Annotated in this window: 16 protein-coding genes and 2 rRNA genes; 13 read left to right on the top strand and 5 right to left on the bottom strand. The window is 39.7% G+C overall.

Translation table 11 applies throughout. The features are described 5' to 3' along the window. The 3 genes from ED622_RS08615 to ED622_RS08625 all read left to right on the top strand — a co-directional run. Positions 1–356: ribosomal RNA gene (locus ED622_RS08615) — 23S ribosomal RNA — on the top strand; the annotation flags it as partial. A 147-nt stretch (positions 357–503) separates the two neighbouring features. Beyond that, positions 504–619, top strand: a 5S ribosomal RNA gene (gene rrf / locus ED622_RS08620). Between the two features lie 195 nt (positions 620–814). Beyond that, entirely contained in the window at positions 815–1,735 is a 921-nt protein-coding gene (locus ED622_RS08625) for a manganese-dependent inorganic pyrophosphatase (protein ID WP_122033493.1), read from the top strand. A gap of 77 nt (positions 1,736–1,812) precedes the next feature. Here ED622_RS08625 and ED622_RS08630 read toward each other — a convergent pair whose 3' ends face one another. Beyond that, positions 1,813–1,965 carry a nonsense-mediated mRNA decay protein NMD3 family protein gene (locus ED622_RS08630; protein WP_122033494.1) on the bottom strand — a complete coding sequence of 51 codons (153 nt, stop codon included), beginning with the start codon at positions 1,963–1,965 and terminating at the stop codon, positions 1,813–1,815. Between the two features lie 222 nt (positions 1,966–2,187). Then, positions 2,188–2,718 (bottom strand): DUF2062 domain-containing protein, encoded by a 531-nt coding sequence (locus ED622_RS08635; RefSeq protein WP_122033495.1) that lies wholly within the window; start codon positions 2,716–2,718, stop codon positions 2,188–2,190. A 6-nt stretch (positions 2,719–2,724) separates the two neighbouring features. On the opposite strand from ED622_RS08635, the gene ED622_RS08640 reads away from it, so the two are divergent. The 5 genes from ED622_RS08640 to kdsB are packed head-to-tail and all read left to right on the top strand — an operon-like array spanning position 2,725 to position 8,727. Further along, on the top strand, positions 2,725–5,031 hold the full coding sequence (locus ED622_RS08640) for a DNA internalization-related competence protein ComEC/Rec2 (RefSeq protein ID WP_122033496.1): 2,307 nt from the start codon (positions 2,725–2,727) through the stop codon (positions 5,029–5,031). Between the two features lie 34 nt (positions 5,032–5,065). Further along, on the top strand, positions 5,066–6,814 hold the full coding sequence (msbA, locus tag ED622_RS08645; RefSeq protein ID WP_122033497.1) for a lipid A ABC transporter ATP-binding protein/permease MsbA: 1,749 nt from the start codon (positions 5,066–5,068) through the stop codon (positions 6,812–6,814). Further along, positions 6,814–7,821: a tetraacyldisaccharide 4'-kinase gene (gene lpxK, locus ED622_RS08650; protein WP_122033498.1), complete on the top strand. Its 1,008-nt coding sequence runs from the start codon at positions 6,814–6,816 to the stop codon at positions 7,819–7,821. Before msbA ends, lpxK begins: the two co-directional genes overlap by 1 nt. Then, entirely contained in the window at positions 7,802–7,999 is a 198-nt protein-coding gene (locus ED622_RS08655; protein WP_122033499.1) for a Trm112 family protein, read from the top strand. The genes lpxK and ED622_RS08655 overlap by 20 nt, the downstream gene beginning before the upstream one ends. Continuing rightward, positions 7,981–8,727: a 3-deoxy-manno-octulosonate cytidylyltransferase gene (gene kdsB, locus ED622_RS08660; RefSeq protein ID WP_122033500.1), complete on the top strand. Its 747-nt coding sequence runs from the start codon at positions 7,981–7,983 to the stop codon at positions 8,725–8,727. Before ED622_RS08655 ends, kdsB begins: the two co-directional genes overlap by 19 nt. 67 nt (positions 8,728–8,794) lie before the next feature. Here kdsB and elyC read toward each other — a convergent pair whose 3' ends face one another. Continuing rightward, on the bottom strand, positions 8,795–9,661 hold the full coding sequence (gene elyC, locus ED622_RS08665) for an envelope biogenesis factor ElyC (protein ID WP_122033501.1): 867 nt from the start codon (positions 9,659–9,661) through the stop codon (positions 8,795–8,797). A gap of 135 nt (positions 9,662–9,796) precedes the next feature. On the opposite strand from elyC, the gene cmoM reads away from it, so the two are divergent. The 5 genes from cmoM to ED622_RS08690 all read left to right on the top strand — a co-directional run bounded on the left by cmoM (position 9,797) and on the right by ED622_RS08690 (position 17,837). Further along, on the top strand, positions 9,797–10,576 hold the full coding sequence (gene cmoM / locus ED622_RS08670) for a tRNA uridine 5-oxyacetic acid(34) methyltransferase CmoM (protein WP_122033502.1): 780 nt from the start codon (positions 9,797–9,799) through the stop codon (positions 10,574–10,576). Between the two features lie 25 nt (positions 10,577–10,601). Next, complete coding sequence (gene mukF / locus ED622_RS08675; protein WP_060993850.1) at positions 10,602–11,939, top strand: chromosome partition protein MukF; 1,338 nt, start codon at positions 10,602–10,604, stop codon at positions 11,937–11,939. Next, positions 11,920–12,663 carry a chromosome partition protein MukE gene (gene mukE, locus ED622_RS08680; protein ID WP_060993849.1) on the top strand — a complete coding sequence of 248 codons (744 nt, stop codon included), beginning with the start codon at positions 11,920–11,922 and terminating at the stop codon, positions 12,661–12,663. The genes mukF and mukE overlap by 20 nt, the downstream gene beginning before the upstream one ends. Next, positions 12,660–17,132: a chromosome partition protein MukB gene (mukB, locus tag ED622_RS08685; RefSeq protein WP_162922488.1), complete on the top strand. Its 4,473-nt coding sequence runs from the start codon at positions 12,660–12,662 to the stop codon at positions 17,130–17,132. Before mukE ends, mukB begins: the two co-directional genes overlap by 4 nt. 90 nt (positions 17,133–17,222) lie before the next feature. After that, positions 17,223–17,837, top strand: a complete 615-nt coding sequence (locus ED622_RS08690) for a DNA-J related domain-containing protein (protein WP_122033503.1) — start codon at positions 17,223–17,225, stop codon at positions 17,835–17,837. On the opposite strand, the gene ED622_RS08695 is transcribed toward ED622_RS08690, so the two are convergent. Continuing rightward, on the bottom strand, positions 17,838–19,190 hold the full coding sequence (locus ED622_RS08695) for a HAMP domain-containing sensor histidine kinase (protein WP_122033504.1): 1,353 nt from the start codon (positions 19,188–19,190) through the stop codon (positions 17,838–17,840). Further along, complete coding sequence (locus ED622_RS08700; RefSeq protein WP_122033505.1) at positions 19,171–19,848, bottom strand: response regulator transcription factor; 678 nt, start codon at positions 19,846–19,848, stop codon at positions 19,171–19,173. Before ED622_RS08700 ends, ED622_RS08695 begins: the two co-directional genes overlap by 20 nt. Positions 19,849–19,897 lie beyond the last annotated feature (49 nt).

Here is a 19,897-nt window from a genome sequence, read left to right on the forward strand (position 1 = left end):
GGCTGTTCGCCATTTAAAGTGGTACGCGAGCTGGGTTTAGAACGTCGTGAGACAGTTCGGTCCCTATCTGCCGTGGGCGTTGGATGATTGAAAGGGGCTGCTCCTAGTACGAGAGGACCGGAGTGGACGAACCTCTGGTGTTCGGGTTGTTACGCCAGTAGCATTGCCCGGTAGCTAAGTTCGGGATCGATAAACGCTGAAAGCATCTAAGCGTGAAGCGAGCCTTGAGATGAGTCATCCCTGATACTTTAAGTATCCTAAAGGGTTGTTGAAGACTACGACGTTGATAGGCAGGGTGTGTAAGTGCTGCGAGGCATTGAGCTAACCTGTACTAATTGCCCGTGAGGCTTAACCATACAACACCCAAGGGGTTTTAACGGATTCGTTAACCAAGACACAATATTGAATGTGATTAAGAATACTCTTTTATAGAGAAACAGCTTTCCAGATTATTATATTTCCCTTGAAGCTTTATAGTAAGTGGGAGATATAGACAAAATTTGCTTGGCGACCATAGCGTTATGGACCCACCTGATCCCATGCCGAACTCAGAAGTGAAACGTAATAGCGCCGATGGTAGTGTGGGGTTTCCCCATGTGAGAGTAGGACATCGCCAGGCTTTAAATTCGTTTTTATTTTTTCTTAAAAAAATAAGAACACAAGTGAAAGGCTCATACCGAAAGGTATGAGCCTTTTTCTGTTTATAGAGTTATGCCTATTCATATAATCGATAGTTTATATTCTATTGATACTTTCTGTTTTCAAATCGTCTCAATTTGTTAGAATAGCGCCATATTTAAAGGAGAGTAATACAATGTCAATGTATGTAGTGGGCCATAAGATCCCAGATTCAGATTCAATTTGTGGTGCAATCGCACTTGCTTACTTAAAAAATCAAATTGGTGAAGCAGCTATTCCTGCTCGCTTAGGTGAAGTATCTCCTGAAACCGCATTCATCCTTGAGAAATTTGGGTTCGAAGCTCCAGAGCTTAAAATGAGCTATGCTGGTGAAGAAGTTTACATCGTAGACCACTCTGAAATGACTCAAGCACCTGACGATATTGCAGAAGCAACGATTGTAGGTATTGTTGATCACCATAAATTAGGTGATTTAACAACATCAACACCACTTGAATGTTGGATCCGTCCTGTTGGTTGTAGTAATACAGTTATCAAGATGATGTATGATTTTTACAACGTAGAGATCCCAAAAAACATCGCTGGTATCATGCTATGTGCCATTTTAAGTGATACAGTAATCTTCAAATCACCAACATGTACAACTGCTGATATTAAGTGTGTTGAAGCACTAGCAGAGATCGCTGGTGTTGAAGACTTTAAAGAGCTAGGCATGGATATGTTTAGAGTTAAATCAGCAGTAGAAGGCACAGCAATTCGTGATCTTGTTATGCGTGATTTTAAAGACTTTAACATGAATGGCGAGCTAGTTGGTATCGGTCAACTTGAAGTTATCGACTTATCTGTATTTGATGGTATCAAAGAAGAATTAGAAGCGGATATCGCAGCAATGAAAGCTGAAGGTAATCGTCACACTATGATTTTACTTCTGACAGACATCATGAAAGAAGGCTCTGAGCTATTAGTTATCAGTGATAATGCAGAACTAACAGAAAAAGCTTATGGTAAAGCAACAGAGAATGGCCGTGTTTGGCTAGATGGTGTGCTTAGCCGTAAGAAACAAATCGTTCCTCAGCTACAAGAAGTTTTTGCTTAATTATTTTCGAATAATTGACAGCGATAACTAATTAAATATTAGCCCGTACTTTTGTATGGGCTTTTTTATGACGGTTATTAAGCAGTAACTTCAGTCTTAAGCTCTTTAGCAATAAGCCATGCCCCATCTTTTTTTATTACTCCACAATCTGAACAGATCACTGTATTTTCATTGTCTGAAATGAGTAATTCATCCGAAAGACATTTTGGGCATTCAGTTAATTCATTCATGTGATTTTCCTTAAGCAGCTGCAAATAATGTACTGTGATTTTTATTAGTATTATTTGTACCTAATAATAATTGAAAGCAAAAATAAAGCTGTTCAAAAAATAAGATACCTATGAAGATACTACATTAAAGCTGTCATACTGTTTAAGTAAGGGTGAAGTTTTGTGAACTGGCAGCAAAGTTTTACTGCCAGTTGTAGAAAGAAGGGAATAGAAAAGAGTAGATTAGTTTGAGTTAGGTAGTTTTAATCGTAATGTTCTTTTTTTCCAGCTACGGACGACCGAATAACGCCAGAGAGCACGAATACCAAAGTAGCCGATCAACGAAGAAACGATAGCACAAATCGCACAGCCTAAAAGAAAAGGGGGACCAATCGTCGACATCTGAGAAGTGATAAAATCCCAAGATAGCTCAAAATGAAAGTGTTGCGCAGGGGTAGACATTACCCAAGCACCAATTTTGTAGGCACCATAAAATAAAACAGGCATGGTAACAGGATTACTTATCCAAACTAATGCAATCGATAATGGTAGATTTACGCTACAGAGGATCGCAAGACCTGCAGCCATAATCATTTGACTAGGTAGAGGAACAAAAGCCATAAATAAACCCACAGCAAAAGCACCCGCAGCGGATCGGCGATTTAAACTCCATAAATTAGGGTTATACAAGACGTTACCAAATATCTTTAATGCTTTTTGGCGCTTAATGGTTTCATGGTTTGGTAAAAAACGTTTTATGAATTTTCTTGGCATAAGTTAATGCTTCTTTTTAATGACATGCGGTTAAAGATTGCAGTCGTAATTCTTATTCTTTTATCATCAGCCTATTGGCCAACAAACCTGCCTTCGTTTGTATTTTTCTTGTGTATCCTTGGCTATGTGGTCACTTTAAGGTTTGATCAAGTTAAATTAATACAAGGCATCCTGCTAGGCTTAATCATTGCGTCCTCACACATAACATACTATCAAAGCATAAATGAAGGGCTTTATAGTCAAGGCCATAATATTACCATCAAAGGTGAAATTCAAAGTCTAATTGCATTTAAAGAAACAACATCCTCAATTTTAGTTCAAGTTCGTGAGATTAACACAGTACCTATTACGTTTATTCAATCGCCATTAATACGGGTATCTCTTCGTGATTATAAGAAAAACCTTATAAATGAAAGTGATTCAGTTCTTTTTAGACAAGGGCAGATATGGGAGTTTGATGTAAAACTGCGGCCTCCAATAGGGCGGCATAATGAAGTTGGTTATAAGCTTGAAGATTATGCTTTAGCTAAAGGTATTCATTCTTATGGCAAGATAAACCACGCACTCTTGTTAGAAGATAGCCCATCACTCAGAAATCAATGGTTTGATCGTGTTTATAACCAAACGCAAGATAAAGAGTTTCAATCTCTACTATTGGCATTAACCTTTGGTTATAAAGGAGATATTGAAGCTAGCGAATGGCGAGTATTGCGTAATTCAGGACTGGCTCATTTAATGGCGATTTCAGGGCTACATATTGGGTTTGTTTTTGCGATTGGCTGGTGGGTTGGTAAATTAATTCGGGTCATTTATACAAAAGATAGGCACCTTTGGCTCCCGGTTATTGGTGGGTGTTTATTTGCTGTTTTCTACGCTTGGCTCGCTGATTTCTCATTACCCACAATAAGAGCGTTAATTGCGTGTTTCTTAGTTTCTTTATTATTGATCTTTCGATGTTTCTGGCCAAAGCATCTCATATTATTATGGTGTGTAGTCCTTTGTCTTATCATCAATCCTTTCTCGTCATTATCCATGAGTTTCTGGCTTTCATTTAGTGCGGTCTGTGTGGTTTTTTTATCGCTTCATTTTTATCAAATATTCATTCAAATTCACCGTAATAGTGTTATCAGAAAATGGAGTCAAATTATTGCTGTGCAGTTTGGGCTTTTTGTCTTATTAGCACCAGTGCAAGGGTACTTTTTTACAGGGATTAGCTATCTATCACCATTAATAAATTTAGTATCAGTACCTTGGGTTAGTATTACGACTGTCCCCTTAAGTCTATTAGCGGTAGTGCTTGAGCCTATTAACAGTGAAGTGGTTAATGCACTTTGGTTTTTAGCTGACTTTTCTATCACCCCTGTCTGGTGGATGGCAGAAAAATCGGATCAAACATGGTTAGTGCTGTCGAAGAGCGTTAACTTGATTATTATTTGTGTGATTGTGTTTGTCATGTTTCGACTGTTTCTTCCTATGAATTTCTTTGTCCAGCCGATAGTTTTAATCATTGTTGGGTCATTACTCTTAAAACCACAGAAAGAGTGGCAGGTGGATTTCTTAGATGTAGGTCATGGCTTGTCGATTTTATTGTCCAGTCAGGGTCATACCGTTGTTTATGATACAGGGATGAAGTGGAACAATGGCAGTATCGCAGAAAGTGTTATAGAGCCAGTTCTACGTAGTCGAGGGGTTCGTTTTATTGATGGACTGATTATTAGTCACACTGATAATGACCATGCCGGAGGGAAGTCTTACCTAATTAAGCACTTCGACCCTCAATGGGTAAGAGCAAGTGAAGAAGGCCAAGGGAGTGAAGCTTGCATTAAAGGTCAACAGTGGCAAGCCGGCCCAATGGAATTTACCGCTATCTGGCCACCAAAAATAGTAGGTAGAGCGTATAACCCACACTCTTGTGTTGTGAAGGCCAAAATAGGGCTGTGGACTTTTTTACTGACTGGCGATATTGATGCAATCTCAGAGATGTTGATATTAAATCAAAATGACTTTAGTGATGTTGATGTGTTTTTGGTGCCGCATCATGGGTCTAACTCTTCTTCAACGGACCGTTGGGTAGATGAGATGAAAAATAAAATTGCAGTAGTTTCTGCCGGACGTTTTTCACCATGGGATCTTCCTAGTGCTCTTATTATTAGAAAGCATGAAGAAAAAGGCATTAAGTGGCTAGATACTGCACAATTAGGGCAGGTGAGCCTAACAAGTCATAATGGAAAGTTACTCATAAAAGGCTATTCAACGCTCAATCACAGTGTCTGGTATAGAAAGCTATTTGGCGATAACCTAAATTCAGAGTAGAATAAAGGTAATTGTATATGAAGAATAAGTACTTATGACTATTGAAAAAGACGAATCTACATGGGCAACATTTAAACGTTTATGGCCACTAATCTCTCTCTATAAAGCTGGATTGGGGGTTGCTGTTGTCGCGTTAGTTATAAACGCCTTAAGCGATACCTATATGATTTCGTTATTGAAACCATTATTAGATGAAGGCTTTGGTAACGCAGATTCAGATTTCTTAAAAAAAATGCCATTTATCATTTTAGCGATGATGTTTATTCGTGGTTTTAGTGGCTTTATTTCTGGTTATTGTATGAGCTGGGTCGCGAGCAACGTAGTAATGCGTATTAGACGCCAGATCTTCAATCATTTTATGCACATGCCTGTGAGCTATTTCGACCAAGAATCTACAGGTCGTTTGTTGTCTCGTATTACGTATGACTCAGAGCAAGTTGCCTCTGCAACCAGTAAGGCATTAGTAAATATTGTGCGTGAATCAGCAAGTATTATTGGTTTACTTGGCTTGATGTTTTGGAACAGCTGGCAGCTTTCTCTTGTTCTAGTTGTCGTAGCTCCAATTGTGGCTTTTGCGATTAGCTTTGTTTCTAAGCGCTTTAGAAAGATCAGTAAAAACATGCAAACGGCAATGGGTTCATTGACTGCGACCTCTGAGCAAATGCTAAAAGGCCATAAAGTGGTACTTAGTTACGGTGGTCAAAAGGTTGAATCTGAGCGTTTTGATAACATCAGTAATCATATGCGTCAACAAGGAATGAAAATGGTGGTAGCTCAAGGTTTAGCTAACCCTATCATTCAAATGATCGCCTCTTTTGCATTAGTTACTGTTTTATATTTAGCAAGTGTTGATTCAATTAAAGAGACATTAACACCTGGTACATTTACGGTTGTTTTCTCTGCTATGTTTGGTTTATTGCGTCCGCTAAAAGGCTTAACAAGCGTAACATCTGATTTCCAACGTGGTATGGCTGCATGTCAAACTTTGTTCGAGTTAATGGACATGGATAAAGAAAAAGACGACGGTGTTATTATTAAAGATAAAGTTGACGGTGAGATTAAAGTTGAGAATGTCACCTTTACTTACCCAACAGCGGAAGGTCCTGCCTTACGTAATGTCAGCTTTGATATTCCGACAGGTAAAACGGTGGCATTAGTTGGTCGTTCTGGTTCTGGCAAAAGTACGATTGCGAATTTGTTCACCCGTTTCTATGATGTAGATTCAGGTTCTATTTCGTTAGATGGTGATGTAATTGAAGATTATAAACTTCCAAATCTTCGTAAACACTTTGCGCTAGTTTCTCAAAATGTGCATTTATTTAATGATACGGTAGCGAATAACATTGCTTATGCTTCAGAGGGTAAATTTAGTCGCGAAGAAATAGAGAAAGCTGCAGAACTTGCCTATGCATCAGATTTCATCAATAAGATGGAACAGGGTTTTGATACCATGATTGGTGAAAATGGTGCAAGCTTATCGGGTGGTCAACGTCAACGTATCGCTATTGCTCGTGCTCTATTACAAAATGCATCGGTATTGATTCTTGATGAAGCTACATCAGCACTAGATACTGAGTCAGAAAAAGCGATTCAATCAGCATTAGATGAGCTACAAAAAGACAAAACGGTATTAGTTATTGCACACCGTTTATCAACCATTGAAAGTGCAGATCAGATCCTAGTGATCGACGAAGGTGAAGTGGTTGAGCGTGGAACACATGCTGAACTAATTGCACATGATGGTGCTTATGCACAGTTACACCGTATTCAGTTTGGTGATTAATGGTTGAGAAAATTTGGTTTGATAACCATTTTTTAGGAAAGTTATTGTGGCCGATACTTTGGCCACTTAGCTGCCTATTTAAATGGATTGCATCTAAACGTAAAGCGGATTATCAATCAGGTAAGAAACCAAGTTATCGTTCGTCGGTTCCTGTTATCGTGGTTGGGAATATTACCGCTGGTGGTAATGGTAAAACACCGGTAGTGGTATGGCTGGTAGAGCAATTACAGCAGCAAGGCTACAAAGTGGGTGTCGCTTCTCGTGGTTATGGTGGTAAAGCCCCACATTACCCTTATTTGTTAACTGAAACGACAACTCCCGACATTTCAGGCGATGAACCGGTATTGATTAAGCAGCGCACTAAAGCCGATGTCGCGGTTGCCCCTGTGCGAAGTGAAGCTGTTAAAATGCTTGAAGCACAGGGTGTGGATATCATTATTACCGATGACGGTTTACAACATTACGCCTTACAGCGCGATGTCGAATTTATCATTATTGATGGTAAACGTCGTTTTGGTAATGAACAGTACATCCCTTTAGGCCCATTAAGAGAAGGTATCGAGCGATTATCAACAGTTGATTTTTTGATTTGTAATGGTGAACAACCTCAACAAAATGAAATATCCATGAAGCTGACTCCAAGCCATGCGATTAATTTAGTCACTGGGGAAAAATGTCCAGTTAGTTCATTATCAAGCTTGGTGGCATTTGCCGGTATTGGGCATCCTCCTCGTTTCTTTGATACATTGAGTTTGCTTAAGGCTGATGTCGTGCACACTCAAGGTTTTGGCGATCATAAAGCCTTTGAACCAACAGAAATTCAAAACTTAATGCAGTATGGCGAACAGCTAATAATGACAGAGAAAGATGCCGTTAAGTGTCAATCTTTTGCTCAGTCGTCATGGTGGTATTTACCTGTTGATGCAGAATTTCCAGAAGAAAAAGCACAACAAATATTAAATAAAATTATAGAGGTAAAAGAACAATATGGATTATCGTCTTCTTGAAATCGTTGCTTGTCCTGTGTGTAATGGAAAATTGAACTACGATAAAGATAAGCAAGAGCTGATCTGTAAAATTGATCGTCTGGCATATCCTATCAAAGAAGGTATTCCAGTAATGATTGAACCTGAAGCTCGTCGTATGACAATGGAAGAGGTGGAATCATGTCGTTCACAGTCATAATCCCTGCGCGTTATCAATCAACTCGTTTACCAGGTAAACCGCTGGCTGATATTTGTGGTAAACCAATGATCCAATGGGTTTATGAGCAAGCGTCAAAAGCGGGTGCTGATCGCGTTATTATCGCAACCGATGATAGTCGTATTGAAGCCGTAGTGAAAGCGTTTGGTGGTGATGTATGCATGACCTCTCCAAATCATGAATCAGGTACTGAGCGCCTTGCTGAAGTTATTGAAAAATGTGGTATTACAGCGGATGAAATCGTTGTGAACGTTCAAGGTGATGAGCCTTTGATCCCACCTAGTATCATTCAGCAAGTTGCACAAAACTTAGCGGATTCAGTTGCACCAATGGCAACGTTAGCAGTAGCGATTGATGAAGAAGAGGATGTCTTTAATCCAAATGCCGTAAAAGTGGTTACCGATGCTGAAGGGTACGCACTGTACTTTAGTCGAGCTTCGATCCCATGGGATCGTGATGCGTTTGCGCAAGGTGAATCACTAACTGCAAACCCATTACTTCGTCATATTGGTATCTATGCGTATCGTGCAGGTTTCATTAACACGTATATTAATTGGCAACCAAGTGTACTTGAAAAAATTGAGTGTTTAGAACAATTACGAGTGCTTTGGTATGGTGAAAAGATCCATGTAGCAGTAGCTAAAGAAGCACCTGCCGCAGGGGTTGATACGCCTGAAGATTTAGAAAAAGTTAGAGCTATTCTTAAATAAACTAACTCTATATACATTGAAAAGCCCGAACCCACTTTTTAGTAGATTCGGGCTTTTTTATTAGAGCTTATTTGTCTTTGTTGGGTAAAGGAAGAGATTGCTTTAACTCATCAACTTTTTCCATTACATCTTCAATTTCAAGCTTTGGGGTCTTTTGTGCTTGTCGTTCGTTTGAAATAAGAAAGTCTTTCAACTGCATAAACCAGCGGCCCATTTGCTCATACCAAAAGCGTTCAGATTGCTCTAAATATTTAGCTTTAGGGGCGTATTTTTCCCATGGCTGCTTAATTTCAGAGTGCGCTAAATAATTGGTTGGCGCTGGTGTTGGATTCATACCTAATTGTTTAAATTCAGCCATAGCTCGCGGCATGTGGCTCGCAGAGGTGACGAGTACTAAGGTTTTATTTCCGACAGAATTTAATGTTTGTATTGCTTCTTCATGTGTATCTTGCGCACTTTCTAATAATAGAATATCTGATTTATTAACACCAAGAGACAGTGCAACGCGTGCCATCATACGAGCATGGCTAACGGTTGTTCCACCCTTGTAGCCTGACAAAATCAATTTTGCTCCAGGGTACATTCGATAAATACGGATCCCTTCCGTGAGGCGCATAACGGCGGCGCGTGATAGTTCAGAAATTGGTGATATTTCATCATCAACAACATGCCCATTACCAAGAACGAGAATATATTCTACAGGTACTTCAGGGCTGATATATGAAGGATATATTCGCTCTGTAGATTTAAGTAACGGCGTAGTGACTGGCTGAAAAGACAGTAAGAAAATCCCAATAAGAGATAGTGTCAGTAAAAAAGAGGCAAATCCTTTCCTTTTAGAAAACCATAAAATAAATAGACCGATGAACCCTATAAGGAGTAATCCAGGTAGGGGCATGAGCATTGATGATACAAACTTCTTTAACTCAAACATATTTTTTGACTATTACCGATGATATAGAATGAAAAATCACCACTTGAGAGCAAAAAACAGCGTCATGCTGTTACTTCCTTGAGCTCTTATGCGACAATGCTTGTTTCCAATAGATAATATCATAACTTAACCACTGTGAATAAAGACCGTAATTTCGACGACATCGCCCACAAATTTGCAAAGAACATTTATGGTTCTGACAAAGGCGAGATCCGTCAAACGATTGTATGGCAAGATATAACAACTATCTTAGCTGATATTAAAGCAAATTCTGCGCCACTTTCTATTTTAGATGCCGGTGGAGGAATTGGTCAGGTATCTCAACAAATGGCCAAATTAGGACATTTGGTGACGTTATGTGATATTTCTTCAGAAATGTTGAAGTTAGCGAAAGAATCGGTTCAAGACAATGGTTTATTGGCTCAATATCAATTTATTCATTCAGCTGTACAAGAAATTGAACAGCATAAAGTTGGTAAGGTTGATATTCTACTCTTCCATGCAGTAATGGAATGGTTAGATGATCCAAAAACAGCCTTAGATACTCTATTGCAGCAAGTGAAGCCAGGTGGCTATGCTTCGATTATGTTTTATAATCACCACGGTTTAGTATTGAAAAATGTGATATGTGGCAACATTCCTCATGTTTTAGATGGCATGCCACATAGAAAACGGTTTAAGTTACAACCGCAAAAAGGCTTAATGCCTCATGATGTCTATCAGTGGATTGAAGACGCTGGTTATGAAATTGAAGGGAAATCGGGTATTCGCTCATTTCATGATTACATTGGTAATATGGAATACATGGGGGACTACCAAATCGAAGACGTGCTAAAACTAGAAGAGCAGTTATGCCGTCAAGAACCTTATCTCTCTCTTGGTCGTTATATTCACGTATGGGCGAAGAGAAAATAATAATGATGTACACAAAGGATACACAATGAGTGAGTTTTCTAATGCTGTTACAGACCAAACGGTTGATGAACTGGTTGGCTGGGTAAAACAGCACGATTTCTCATTGAACTTGCCGACTGAACGTCTGGCATTTTTGTTGGCCATTGCTGTTCTCAGTAATGAAAGATTTGATGATGAGCTGGGTGAAGGTGAGCTTCACGACGCGTTTGGTATCATCAGTGGTTTATTTGGTCAATCCAATGACACCATTGCTTTTCGTGCGAACAATGCAATCAATGAATTAGTAAAACAACGTTTAATTAGCCGTTTTAGTGGTGAAAGTACCGATGGAATGAACATCTATCGTTTAACACCACTAGCGATAGGCATTACCGATTATTACGTGCGCCACCGTCAATTCTCTAAATTGAAGCTTTCTATTCAGTTGACGATGGTTGCAGAAGAGATCCAGAAAGCATCGCAAGCCGCTGAAAAAGGTGGTGAAGCTAAGCACTGGCGTAAAAACGTATTCGGAGTTCTGAAATACTCAGTTGGTGAGATCTTTGATCGTATCGATCTAAACCAACGTGTAATGGATGAGCAACAACAATCAGTTAAAGAAGAAATTGCAGAGCTGCTAAACCAAAATTGGCGTGAAGCGATTTCTAGCTGTGAAAAGCTGCTTGATGAAACCTCTGGCAACTTACGTGAACTGCAAGATTCATTGCAAGCAGCAGGCGATCAACTTCAAACAGAATTACTGAATATTCAAGAAATTGTTTATGGTAATGAAGAGTTAGAGTTTATTGATGCCTTGTTGTATTCATTGCAAATGAAACTTGACCGCATTGTAAGTTGGGGACAACAAGCGATTGATTTGTGGATTGGCTACGACAGACACGTACATAAGTTTATCCGTACCGCGATTGATATGGATAAAAACCGTGCGTTCAGTCAACGTCTGCGTGATTCAGTTAAAGGCTATTTTGATGCGCCTTGGCTGTTAACGTATGCCGATACAGAACGATTACGAGATATGCGTGATGAAGCCTTAATTCTACGTGATGACGAAGTCACAGGTATTGTTCCTGATGAAATGGAATATGAAGAGTTAAGTGTAATCACAGATATCTTAGCAGAACAAGTGAGTGAAATGCTTCAACGTCATAAAGCGACGGGTGAAGCGATTGAATTAGGTACAATGCTTAAAAACTACCTAACGACTTATCCTCATTCTCAGCACTTTGATCTTGCCCGTATCGTGGTAGATCAAGCCGTGCGTCTCGGTTATTCAGAAGCCGATTTCCAAGCCGTTCAACCTGATTGGCAATCTATTAACGAATTCGGTGCGAAGGTACAAGCAAATGTCATTGACAAATATTGAAGAATTTATGCCTGAGAAGTTAGCAAAAGCAATTGCTAATCCATTATTCCCAGCATTAGACAGTTTATTGCGTTCTGGCCGCCATATTGCCAGCGAAGATTTAGATAACCACGGTTTATTGTGTGAGTTTGAACATGAGCTTGGTATGTTTTATCAGCGTTATCATGCTGAATTAGTAAAAGCGCCAGAAGGTTTCTTTTACTTACGTCCACGCTCTACCTCTTTCATTGCACGCAGTGTATTGGCTGAGATAGACATGCTAGTTGGTAAAGTATTGTGTTTCTTATACCTAAGCCCAGAGCGTTTGGCTCACGAAGGTATCTTTACGAACCAAGAGCTGTTTGATGAGCTATTAGTGTTAGCTGATGAACAAAAGCTAATGAAGTTAGTGACTAACCGTGCATCAGGTTCTGACTTAGATAAAGAAAAGCTGTTTGATAAAGTTCGTACTTCATTACGTCGTTTAAAGCGTCTAGGTATGATCATTCAAGTAGGTGAGCAGGGTAAATTCCGTATCAGTGAAGCGGTATTCCGTTTTGGTGCTGATGTTCGCTCTAATGATGATATGAAAGAAGCGCAATTACGCTTGATCCGTGATGGTGAAGCGGTTGTGGTTCATCAAGAAGAATCGAGCCAATCAAGTTTTGATCTTGATGAAACTGCAAAGTTAGATGATACGCCAGCTGAAGAGCAGCATGAATTAGAATTGGAAGGTGATGCATGAGCATGATTGAACGTGGTAAATATCAATCACTCACCATGGTTAACTGGAACGGCTTTTTTGCTCGTACCTTTGATATTGATAATCTAGTAACGACACTTTCTGGTGGTAACGGTGCGGGTAAATCGACCACGATGGCCGCGTTTATTACAACACTAATTCCAGACCAATCATTACTGCATTTCCGTAACACAACTGAAGCGGGTAGCTCACAAGCGTCTCGTGATAAAGGTCTACACGGTAAATTAAAGCCGGGTGCATGTTATGCTGCACTAGACGTTGTAAACTCACGTAATCAACGTGTTCTGTTTGCGGTTAAATTACAGCAAGTTGCTGGCCGTGATAAGAAAGTAGATATTAAACCTTTCATTATTGTTGGTCTTCCAAGTCATGTGAAACCAACCGATTTAATGATCGAGGCGGTGTCTGATAATCAAGCTCGTGTTCGTCAAATTAATGAAGTAAAAGACATTACGGCAGAATACGAAGGTGTTCAGTTCAAAGCGTTTAACTCAGTTACTGATTATCATGCGCAAATGTTTGATTACGGTGTTCTGCCTAAGAAACTTCGTAATACAAGTGACCGTTCTAAATTCTATCGTTTAATTGAAGCATCTTTATACGGTGGTATTTCAAGTGCAATTACGCGTTCTTTACGTGATTACTTATTGCCACAAAATGGTGGTGTTAAGAAAGCCTTCCAAGATATGGAAGCGGCACTGCGTGAAAACCGTATGACATTAGAAGCGATCAAAACCACTCAGTCTGATCGTGACTTATTCAAACATTTAATTACTGAGTCAACTAACTATGTTGCTTCAGATTACATGCGTCATGCGAATGATCGCCGTAAAAAACTTGAGCAAACATTAACGCACCGCGTTGAGTTAATGAATGCACAAAATAGCTTAGTCGGTTTATCTTCTGTACTGAACAATATGCAGAGTGAACTAGAGCTGCTGACTGATTCTGAATCAGGTCTTGAGCAAGATTATCAAGCAGCCTCAGATCATCTTCAATTAGTGCAGACAGCCGTTCGTCAACAAGAGAAGATTGAACGCTACTCTGAAGATCTAGAAGAGCTAACAGAGCGTCTAGAAGAGCAAGTTATGGTGGTGGAAGAAGCCGCTGAACAACTTGCGATGTCAGAAGAGCAAGCACAATTAACTGAAGAAGAAGTTGATAGCCTTAAAACACAACTTGCTGACTACCAACAAGCGTTGGATATGCAGCAAACTCGTGCGCTTCAATATCAACAAGCGGTTAAAGCTCTTGAAAAAGCACAACAGCTAACAGCAAATGATGAACTAACGCAAAACAATGCGGTAGATCTTCAATCTGAATTAAAAGCAAAAGAAGAGCGTCAAACAACCGCACTTCTTGCGATTAAACATAAGTTGGATCTTTCTTCTGCAGCAGTTCAACAATTTGAGCGTGGCTTGGCATTAGTTACCTCAATTGCAGGTCATGTTGAGCGCAGCGAAGCGTCAGATAAAGCGAAGGCCTTAATTGAGCAAGCTCGTCAGTTCAGCAATATTGCAGAGCGTGCAGAGCAGCTTAAAGCGCAATACAAAGATTTAGAACGTGCCGTGCGTTTACAGCGTCAAGCTCAAGAATTAGCGGCTGAATATGCAAAACGTTTTAATATCACTGTGGATTCTGAAATTGTACTTGAAGAAGAACAAGCTCGTCATGAAGAGATGCTTGAAACCGTTCAAGAACAACAAGAAAATATCATTGATAAGCGCTCAGAGCTAAAACGTCAAGAACAGCAACTTCGTTCTGAAACTCAGCGTTTAGAATCGATCGCACCAAAATGGATTGCAGCAAACGATGCATTAAACAAACTTAATGACCAATGTGGTATTGAGTTAGAAGATAGCCATATGGTTATCAGCAAGATGCAAGAAACGCTAGAAAACGAACGTGTACTTTCAACTAATAAAGATCGTCTTGCTGCTCGTAAAGAAGAGTTAGATGGTGAGATTGAACGTTTAGCGGCTCCTGGTGGTAGTGGTGATGCTCGCCTTAAAGGTCTTGCGGATACATTAGGTGGCGTACTGCTTTCTGAAATTTACGATGATATTACGTTAAGTGATGCACCGTATTTCAGCTCGCTTTACGGTCCAGCTCGACATGCTATCGTTGTTTCTGACTTGTCTGGTATTAAAGATAAATTGGTTGATCTTGATGATTGCCCTGATGATCTTTACATCATTGAAGGTGATATTGACGCGTTTGATGATAGCGTATTTGATGCCGATGAAATGGAGAATGCGGTTTGTGTTCATCTAAATGATCGCCAAATGCGTTACTCTCGTTTCCCTGAGTTACCATTGTTTGGTCGTGCTGCTCGTGAGCAACGTTTAGATACATTACGTGAAGAACGTGAAATTGCGGTTGAAGAGCATGCAAAAGCGGCATTTGATTCACAAAAACTTCAACGCCTATACCAAAGCTTTAATGGTTTCGTATCAACACACCTAGCAGTCGCGTTCGATGCCGATCCAGAAGTTGAATTGAAGAAAGCACGTGAGCAATTATCACAAGCGAATCGTCAATTAAATGAATTGGTCGCGACTGAGCAGCAACATAAATCTCAAATTTTAGCGTCAAAAGAGGCCCTGTCTCAATTAGCTAAAATTGCACCGCATATCAATGTGCTTGAAGATGAAACCATCACAGAGCGTTTTGAAGAGATCAGTGTTCAAGTTGAGCAAGTATCAGAAGCAGAAAGTTTCCTACGTCAAAATGGTAAAGCGATTACTGAGTTAGAAAGCTTGCAACGTGCTCTAGAAGTGGATCCTGAGCAGTTTGATGCATTAAAAGCTGAACATGAACAAATTGATGCACAGCTACAAAGCATTAAAGCTCAACTGTTTGCTATTTCTGATTTAGTAGAGCGTCGCCATCACTTCGGTTATGAAGATGCAGTTGCCTTACTTAATAAGAGCAGTGAACTAAACGAACAACTTAAAGCGAAATTAGTACAAGCAGAACAAGCGCGTACTAAAGCGAAAGAGCAACAAAAGCAATCACAAGCTCAAGCAAACCAATACAACCAAGTTATGGCGTCGCTTAAGAGTTCACATCAAGCAAAACAAGAAACGGTTCAAGAGTTTAAGCGTGAACTGCAAGAGTTTGGTGTTCATGCTGACCAAAGCGCACTAGAACGAGCTGAAGTTCGTAAAGGTGAATTGAACGAGCGTCTACACAGTTCTCGTGGCCGTAAGAGTGAGCTAGAAAAAGGCATCACATCAAACGAGCTTGAGATTAAAGGTTTAGTTAAGCAATCTCGTAAAGTTGAAAAACTGTACAAAGAGCTACGTACTTTTGTGGTTAACGCAAAAGCAGGTTGGTGTTCAGTTTTACGTTTAGCTCGTGAAAATGATGTTGAACGTCGTCTACATAAACGTGAATTAGCCTACTTAAGTGCAGAAGAATTGCGTTCAATGTCGGATAAATCATTAGGTGCGCTTCGTTTAGCAGTTGCAGATAATGAAGACCTACGTGATTCATTACGCGCCTCTGAAGATACAAGTAAGCCAGAGCGTAAGGTTCTATTCTACATTGCGGTTTATCAGCATCTTCGTGAGCGTATTCGTCAGGATATTATTCATACTGATGATCCAGTTGAAGCAATTGAAGAGATGGAAACAGAGCTTGGTCGTTTGACTGAAGAGTTAACCTCTCGTGAAAACCGCTTAGCATTAAGCTCTGAAAGTGTTGCGAACATTATTCGTAAAACCATTCAACGTGAGCAAAACCGTATTCGTATGCTAAACCAAGGTCTATCTCAAATTGGTTTTGGTCAAGTTACGGGTGTTCGTCTAAACGTAGGTATCCGAGAAACGCACGCGACATTATTAGCTGGTCTGTCTGAGCATCAAGCGCAGCACCAAGACTTGTTTGGTAATCCTCGCTTTACGTTCTCAGAAGCAATTGCGAAACTGTTCCAACGTATCAACCCACATATCGATGTAGGTCAACGTTCACCACAAACATTAGGTGAAGAGTTACTGGATTACCGTAACTACTTAGAGCTAAACATTGAAGTAAACCGTGGATCTGATGGTTGGTTACAAGCAGAGTCGGGCGCATTATCAACAGGTGAGGCAATTGGTACGGGTCAAGCGATCCTACTAATGGTTATTCAAAGCTGGGAAGATGAGTCTCGTCGCCTTCGTAGCAAAGACATCATGCCTTGTCGTCTACTGTTCTTGGATGAAGCGGCACGTCTGGATGGTAAATCTATCGCGACGTTATTTGAATTGTGTGACCGTTTGGATATGCAATTATTAATCGCGGCACCAGAGAACATCAGCCCAGAGAAAGGTACGACGTATAAACTGGTTCGTAAGATCTTTAAAGATCGTGAACACGTTCATGTGGTGGGTCTAAAGGGTTTTGGACAAGATACAGCAGCAAGCCGAACTCAACAAACACTAGAAGAAGCAGAGATTGCTGAATAGTGAGTTAGGTTTGTAAATAAATGGCAGTCAGAAATGGCTGCCATTTTTTATGATTATTATGTTAATTGAACAAATGAGGCATAAGAAGTAATGGATAAGCATTTAGATAAAACAGACGGCCAGTTTGAAAATCCATTGGTATGGCCGTTGTTTGAGGTACTACAAGAAACAAATCAAGAGTGGAAAGTTCATACGCTATCTTCGCATTTGATCGAAAAAGGCTTATTAGCACAGCTTGATGAAAGCCCAGATAAAGATCTGTTTAAGCGTAATTTTTTGATCATGAATGCACTCTATCAACTGCAAACTGAGTTGTATCCAGAGCAATGGTTGCAAGTAGAAGCCATGAGCATACAGTTGTTCTCGGTGGCAGAAACAGAAGGCTCAACACAGGCTATTAATACCACGCATCCACTTAGAGAATATTATTTAGAGTGGACAAATTACCAAGTAGAAGAAGATGAAGTTAAGCGTTTATTGAACGAATTTTGGAGTAATTACCGTCGTTATTTAGGTGGATCTAGCGCTATTTCCTCAATGGATCGGATCCAAGCGTTAAAACTGTTTGGTTTGTCAGAAAGCACCACTGCAAAAGACATTCGAAAGCAATGGCGAAAATTGGCAATGAAACATCATCCAGACAGAGCGACAGGTAATGCCGATAAGTTTAGAGTGATGTGTGAAGCTTGGAATGTACTGCGTTAATCATTTATTGAGTACTCTCACTGTGTCATCAAATAACAAACGGGCTCGTAGGCCTGGGTAGTTGTCACTTAGGCTGATCTTTCCAGTGTGTATCTTCATTACTGTTTTAACCAGAGCAAGGCCTAAACCAAAGCCATGCTCTGTTCGGCTAGGATCTAAACGTACTAATTGATCTAATGCTCGCTCTCTATCTTCTGGTTTTATCCCCATACCATTATCAGCAACAACGACACCAAAGCAATCGACAATCACTTCAATCACACCACCATTATGAGTATATTTAATCGCATTATCGATGATATTAAATACAGCACGAAAAAGCAGACTTGGGTTAGCGTAGAGTGGGCAGGGCATCTCTATAGTCAAATATAACTTTTGTTGTTTATCTAATGCGGTAGGCTCTGCAAATTCAATGGCGTCTTGCACTATTTTACTGAGCTCACACTGTTGTTTATTAACGGGAGTTCCGCCATTTTCTAAGTGATATAACTCCATCATGCCATTGAAGGTATCAAGCAGAAGGGAGAAATCGGATTGTATGTTTTCTAATTTATCCTGATGATAATCGCTTACAGTATTATCATACAAAAGATCTTCAATACGTAGTTTAATGCGTCCCATTGGGGTTCTTAAATCATGAGCAATATCTACGGTTAATGATTTAAGTTTAGATTCACTCTGTTCCATTTGCTCTAGCATATTATTCAAATGCAAAGCCAGTAAATCAAATTCATTCATATCAGGGCCGACTTTTAAGCGAACATTACGCTCACCTAGCATCACTCGGTTCATGGTCTGATTGACAAGATTTAAGCGTTTAAGGATATATACGGCAATTAGGATTGCGATTAAGCACAAAGCGATAAAGGGGAAAAACGTGCCCCAAATAACAGAATTATCTAGTTGTTTTTTAAAACTTAAATAGCGTTCTTGATCAATACCTACCGTTAGTAGAGAGCCATCAGGAAGTTCTATTCTTGTTGCTCTCATGTTGGGTAAATCATTATTGGCTTGATATTGTCTGATCTGTGCAATAACAGGGTAAGAGGTTGACGATGTATCTGTTGGTATTGGGAAGGCATGGTTTACAATTTGATAAATGTAGCGATTATTATCTTTACTATTATCAATGCTTTGCTGAACGCCCTTAATACCTTCGCTATTTGCTATGGATTGAAGTTGTGAGGTTTCGCCCTGTAGCCAATCATCAAGGTTTTGGTTATATAAATGCAGAGACGTGGAATACAGTTGATAAAGAAGAAGAGCCATCATCAAGAATAAGCCAACAGCAAACCAGATTAATAGTTTTAAGATGGATGAGCGATACAGTTCATCACGCTTGTCTAATAACATAACCCGCTCCACGTACCGTTTCGATCAGGTTTACTGCGCCACCGTGTTCTAGTTTTTTACGCAATTTAGCGATATGAACATCAATGACGTTGGTTTTAGGATCAAAATGATAATCCCAAGCAGCTTCAAACAATCGCATGCGAGAAACGACTTCATCGACATGCTCTATAAGAAAACGTAATAAAATAAACTCTTTATTCTGTAATGCGATAGGGACGTTGTTTATTGTTACTTTTTGAGAGCGAAGGTTAATGGTTAGATTATTGATCTGTATTTCGTTTAGCGTATTTTCTATTGGACGGTTACGGCGCAAGATAATATTAATGCGTGCTAGCAACTCTGCCAAAGCAAAAGGTTTAGTTAGATAATCATCACTGCCCGCGGTTAAGCCTTCAACACGTTGGTCTACGCTATCTAGTGCGCTAAGAATAAGAACGGGTGTATTGTTATCCGTCGCTCTAATTGCAGATAAAATCTTTAAGCCATCAAGGTTAGGAAGCATGCGATCTAGCACAATTAACTGATATTCACAGCTAATTGCCATCATTAAGCCTTCTTTACCATCGCCAGAACTATCGACAATAAAGCCTTCTTGTTCTAATGCTTTAGCAATAAAGTTACGGGTGGTTTGATCGTCTTCTATAACCAATATTTTCATAAGAATTCTCTATATTTAGTTCATACATTGTAGCAAGAAAAAGAGAGTG

The sequence above is a fragment of the Aliivibrio sp. EL58 genome, assembly GCF_900312675.1.
Lineage (GTDB): Bacteria > Pseudomonadota > Gammaproteobacteria > Enterobacterales > Vibrionaceae > Aliivibrio.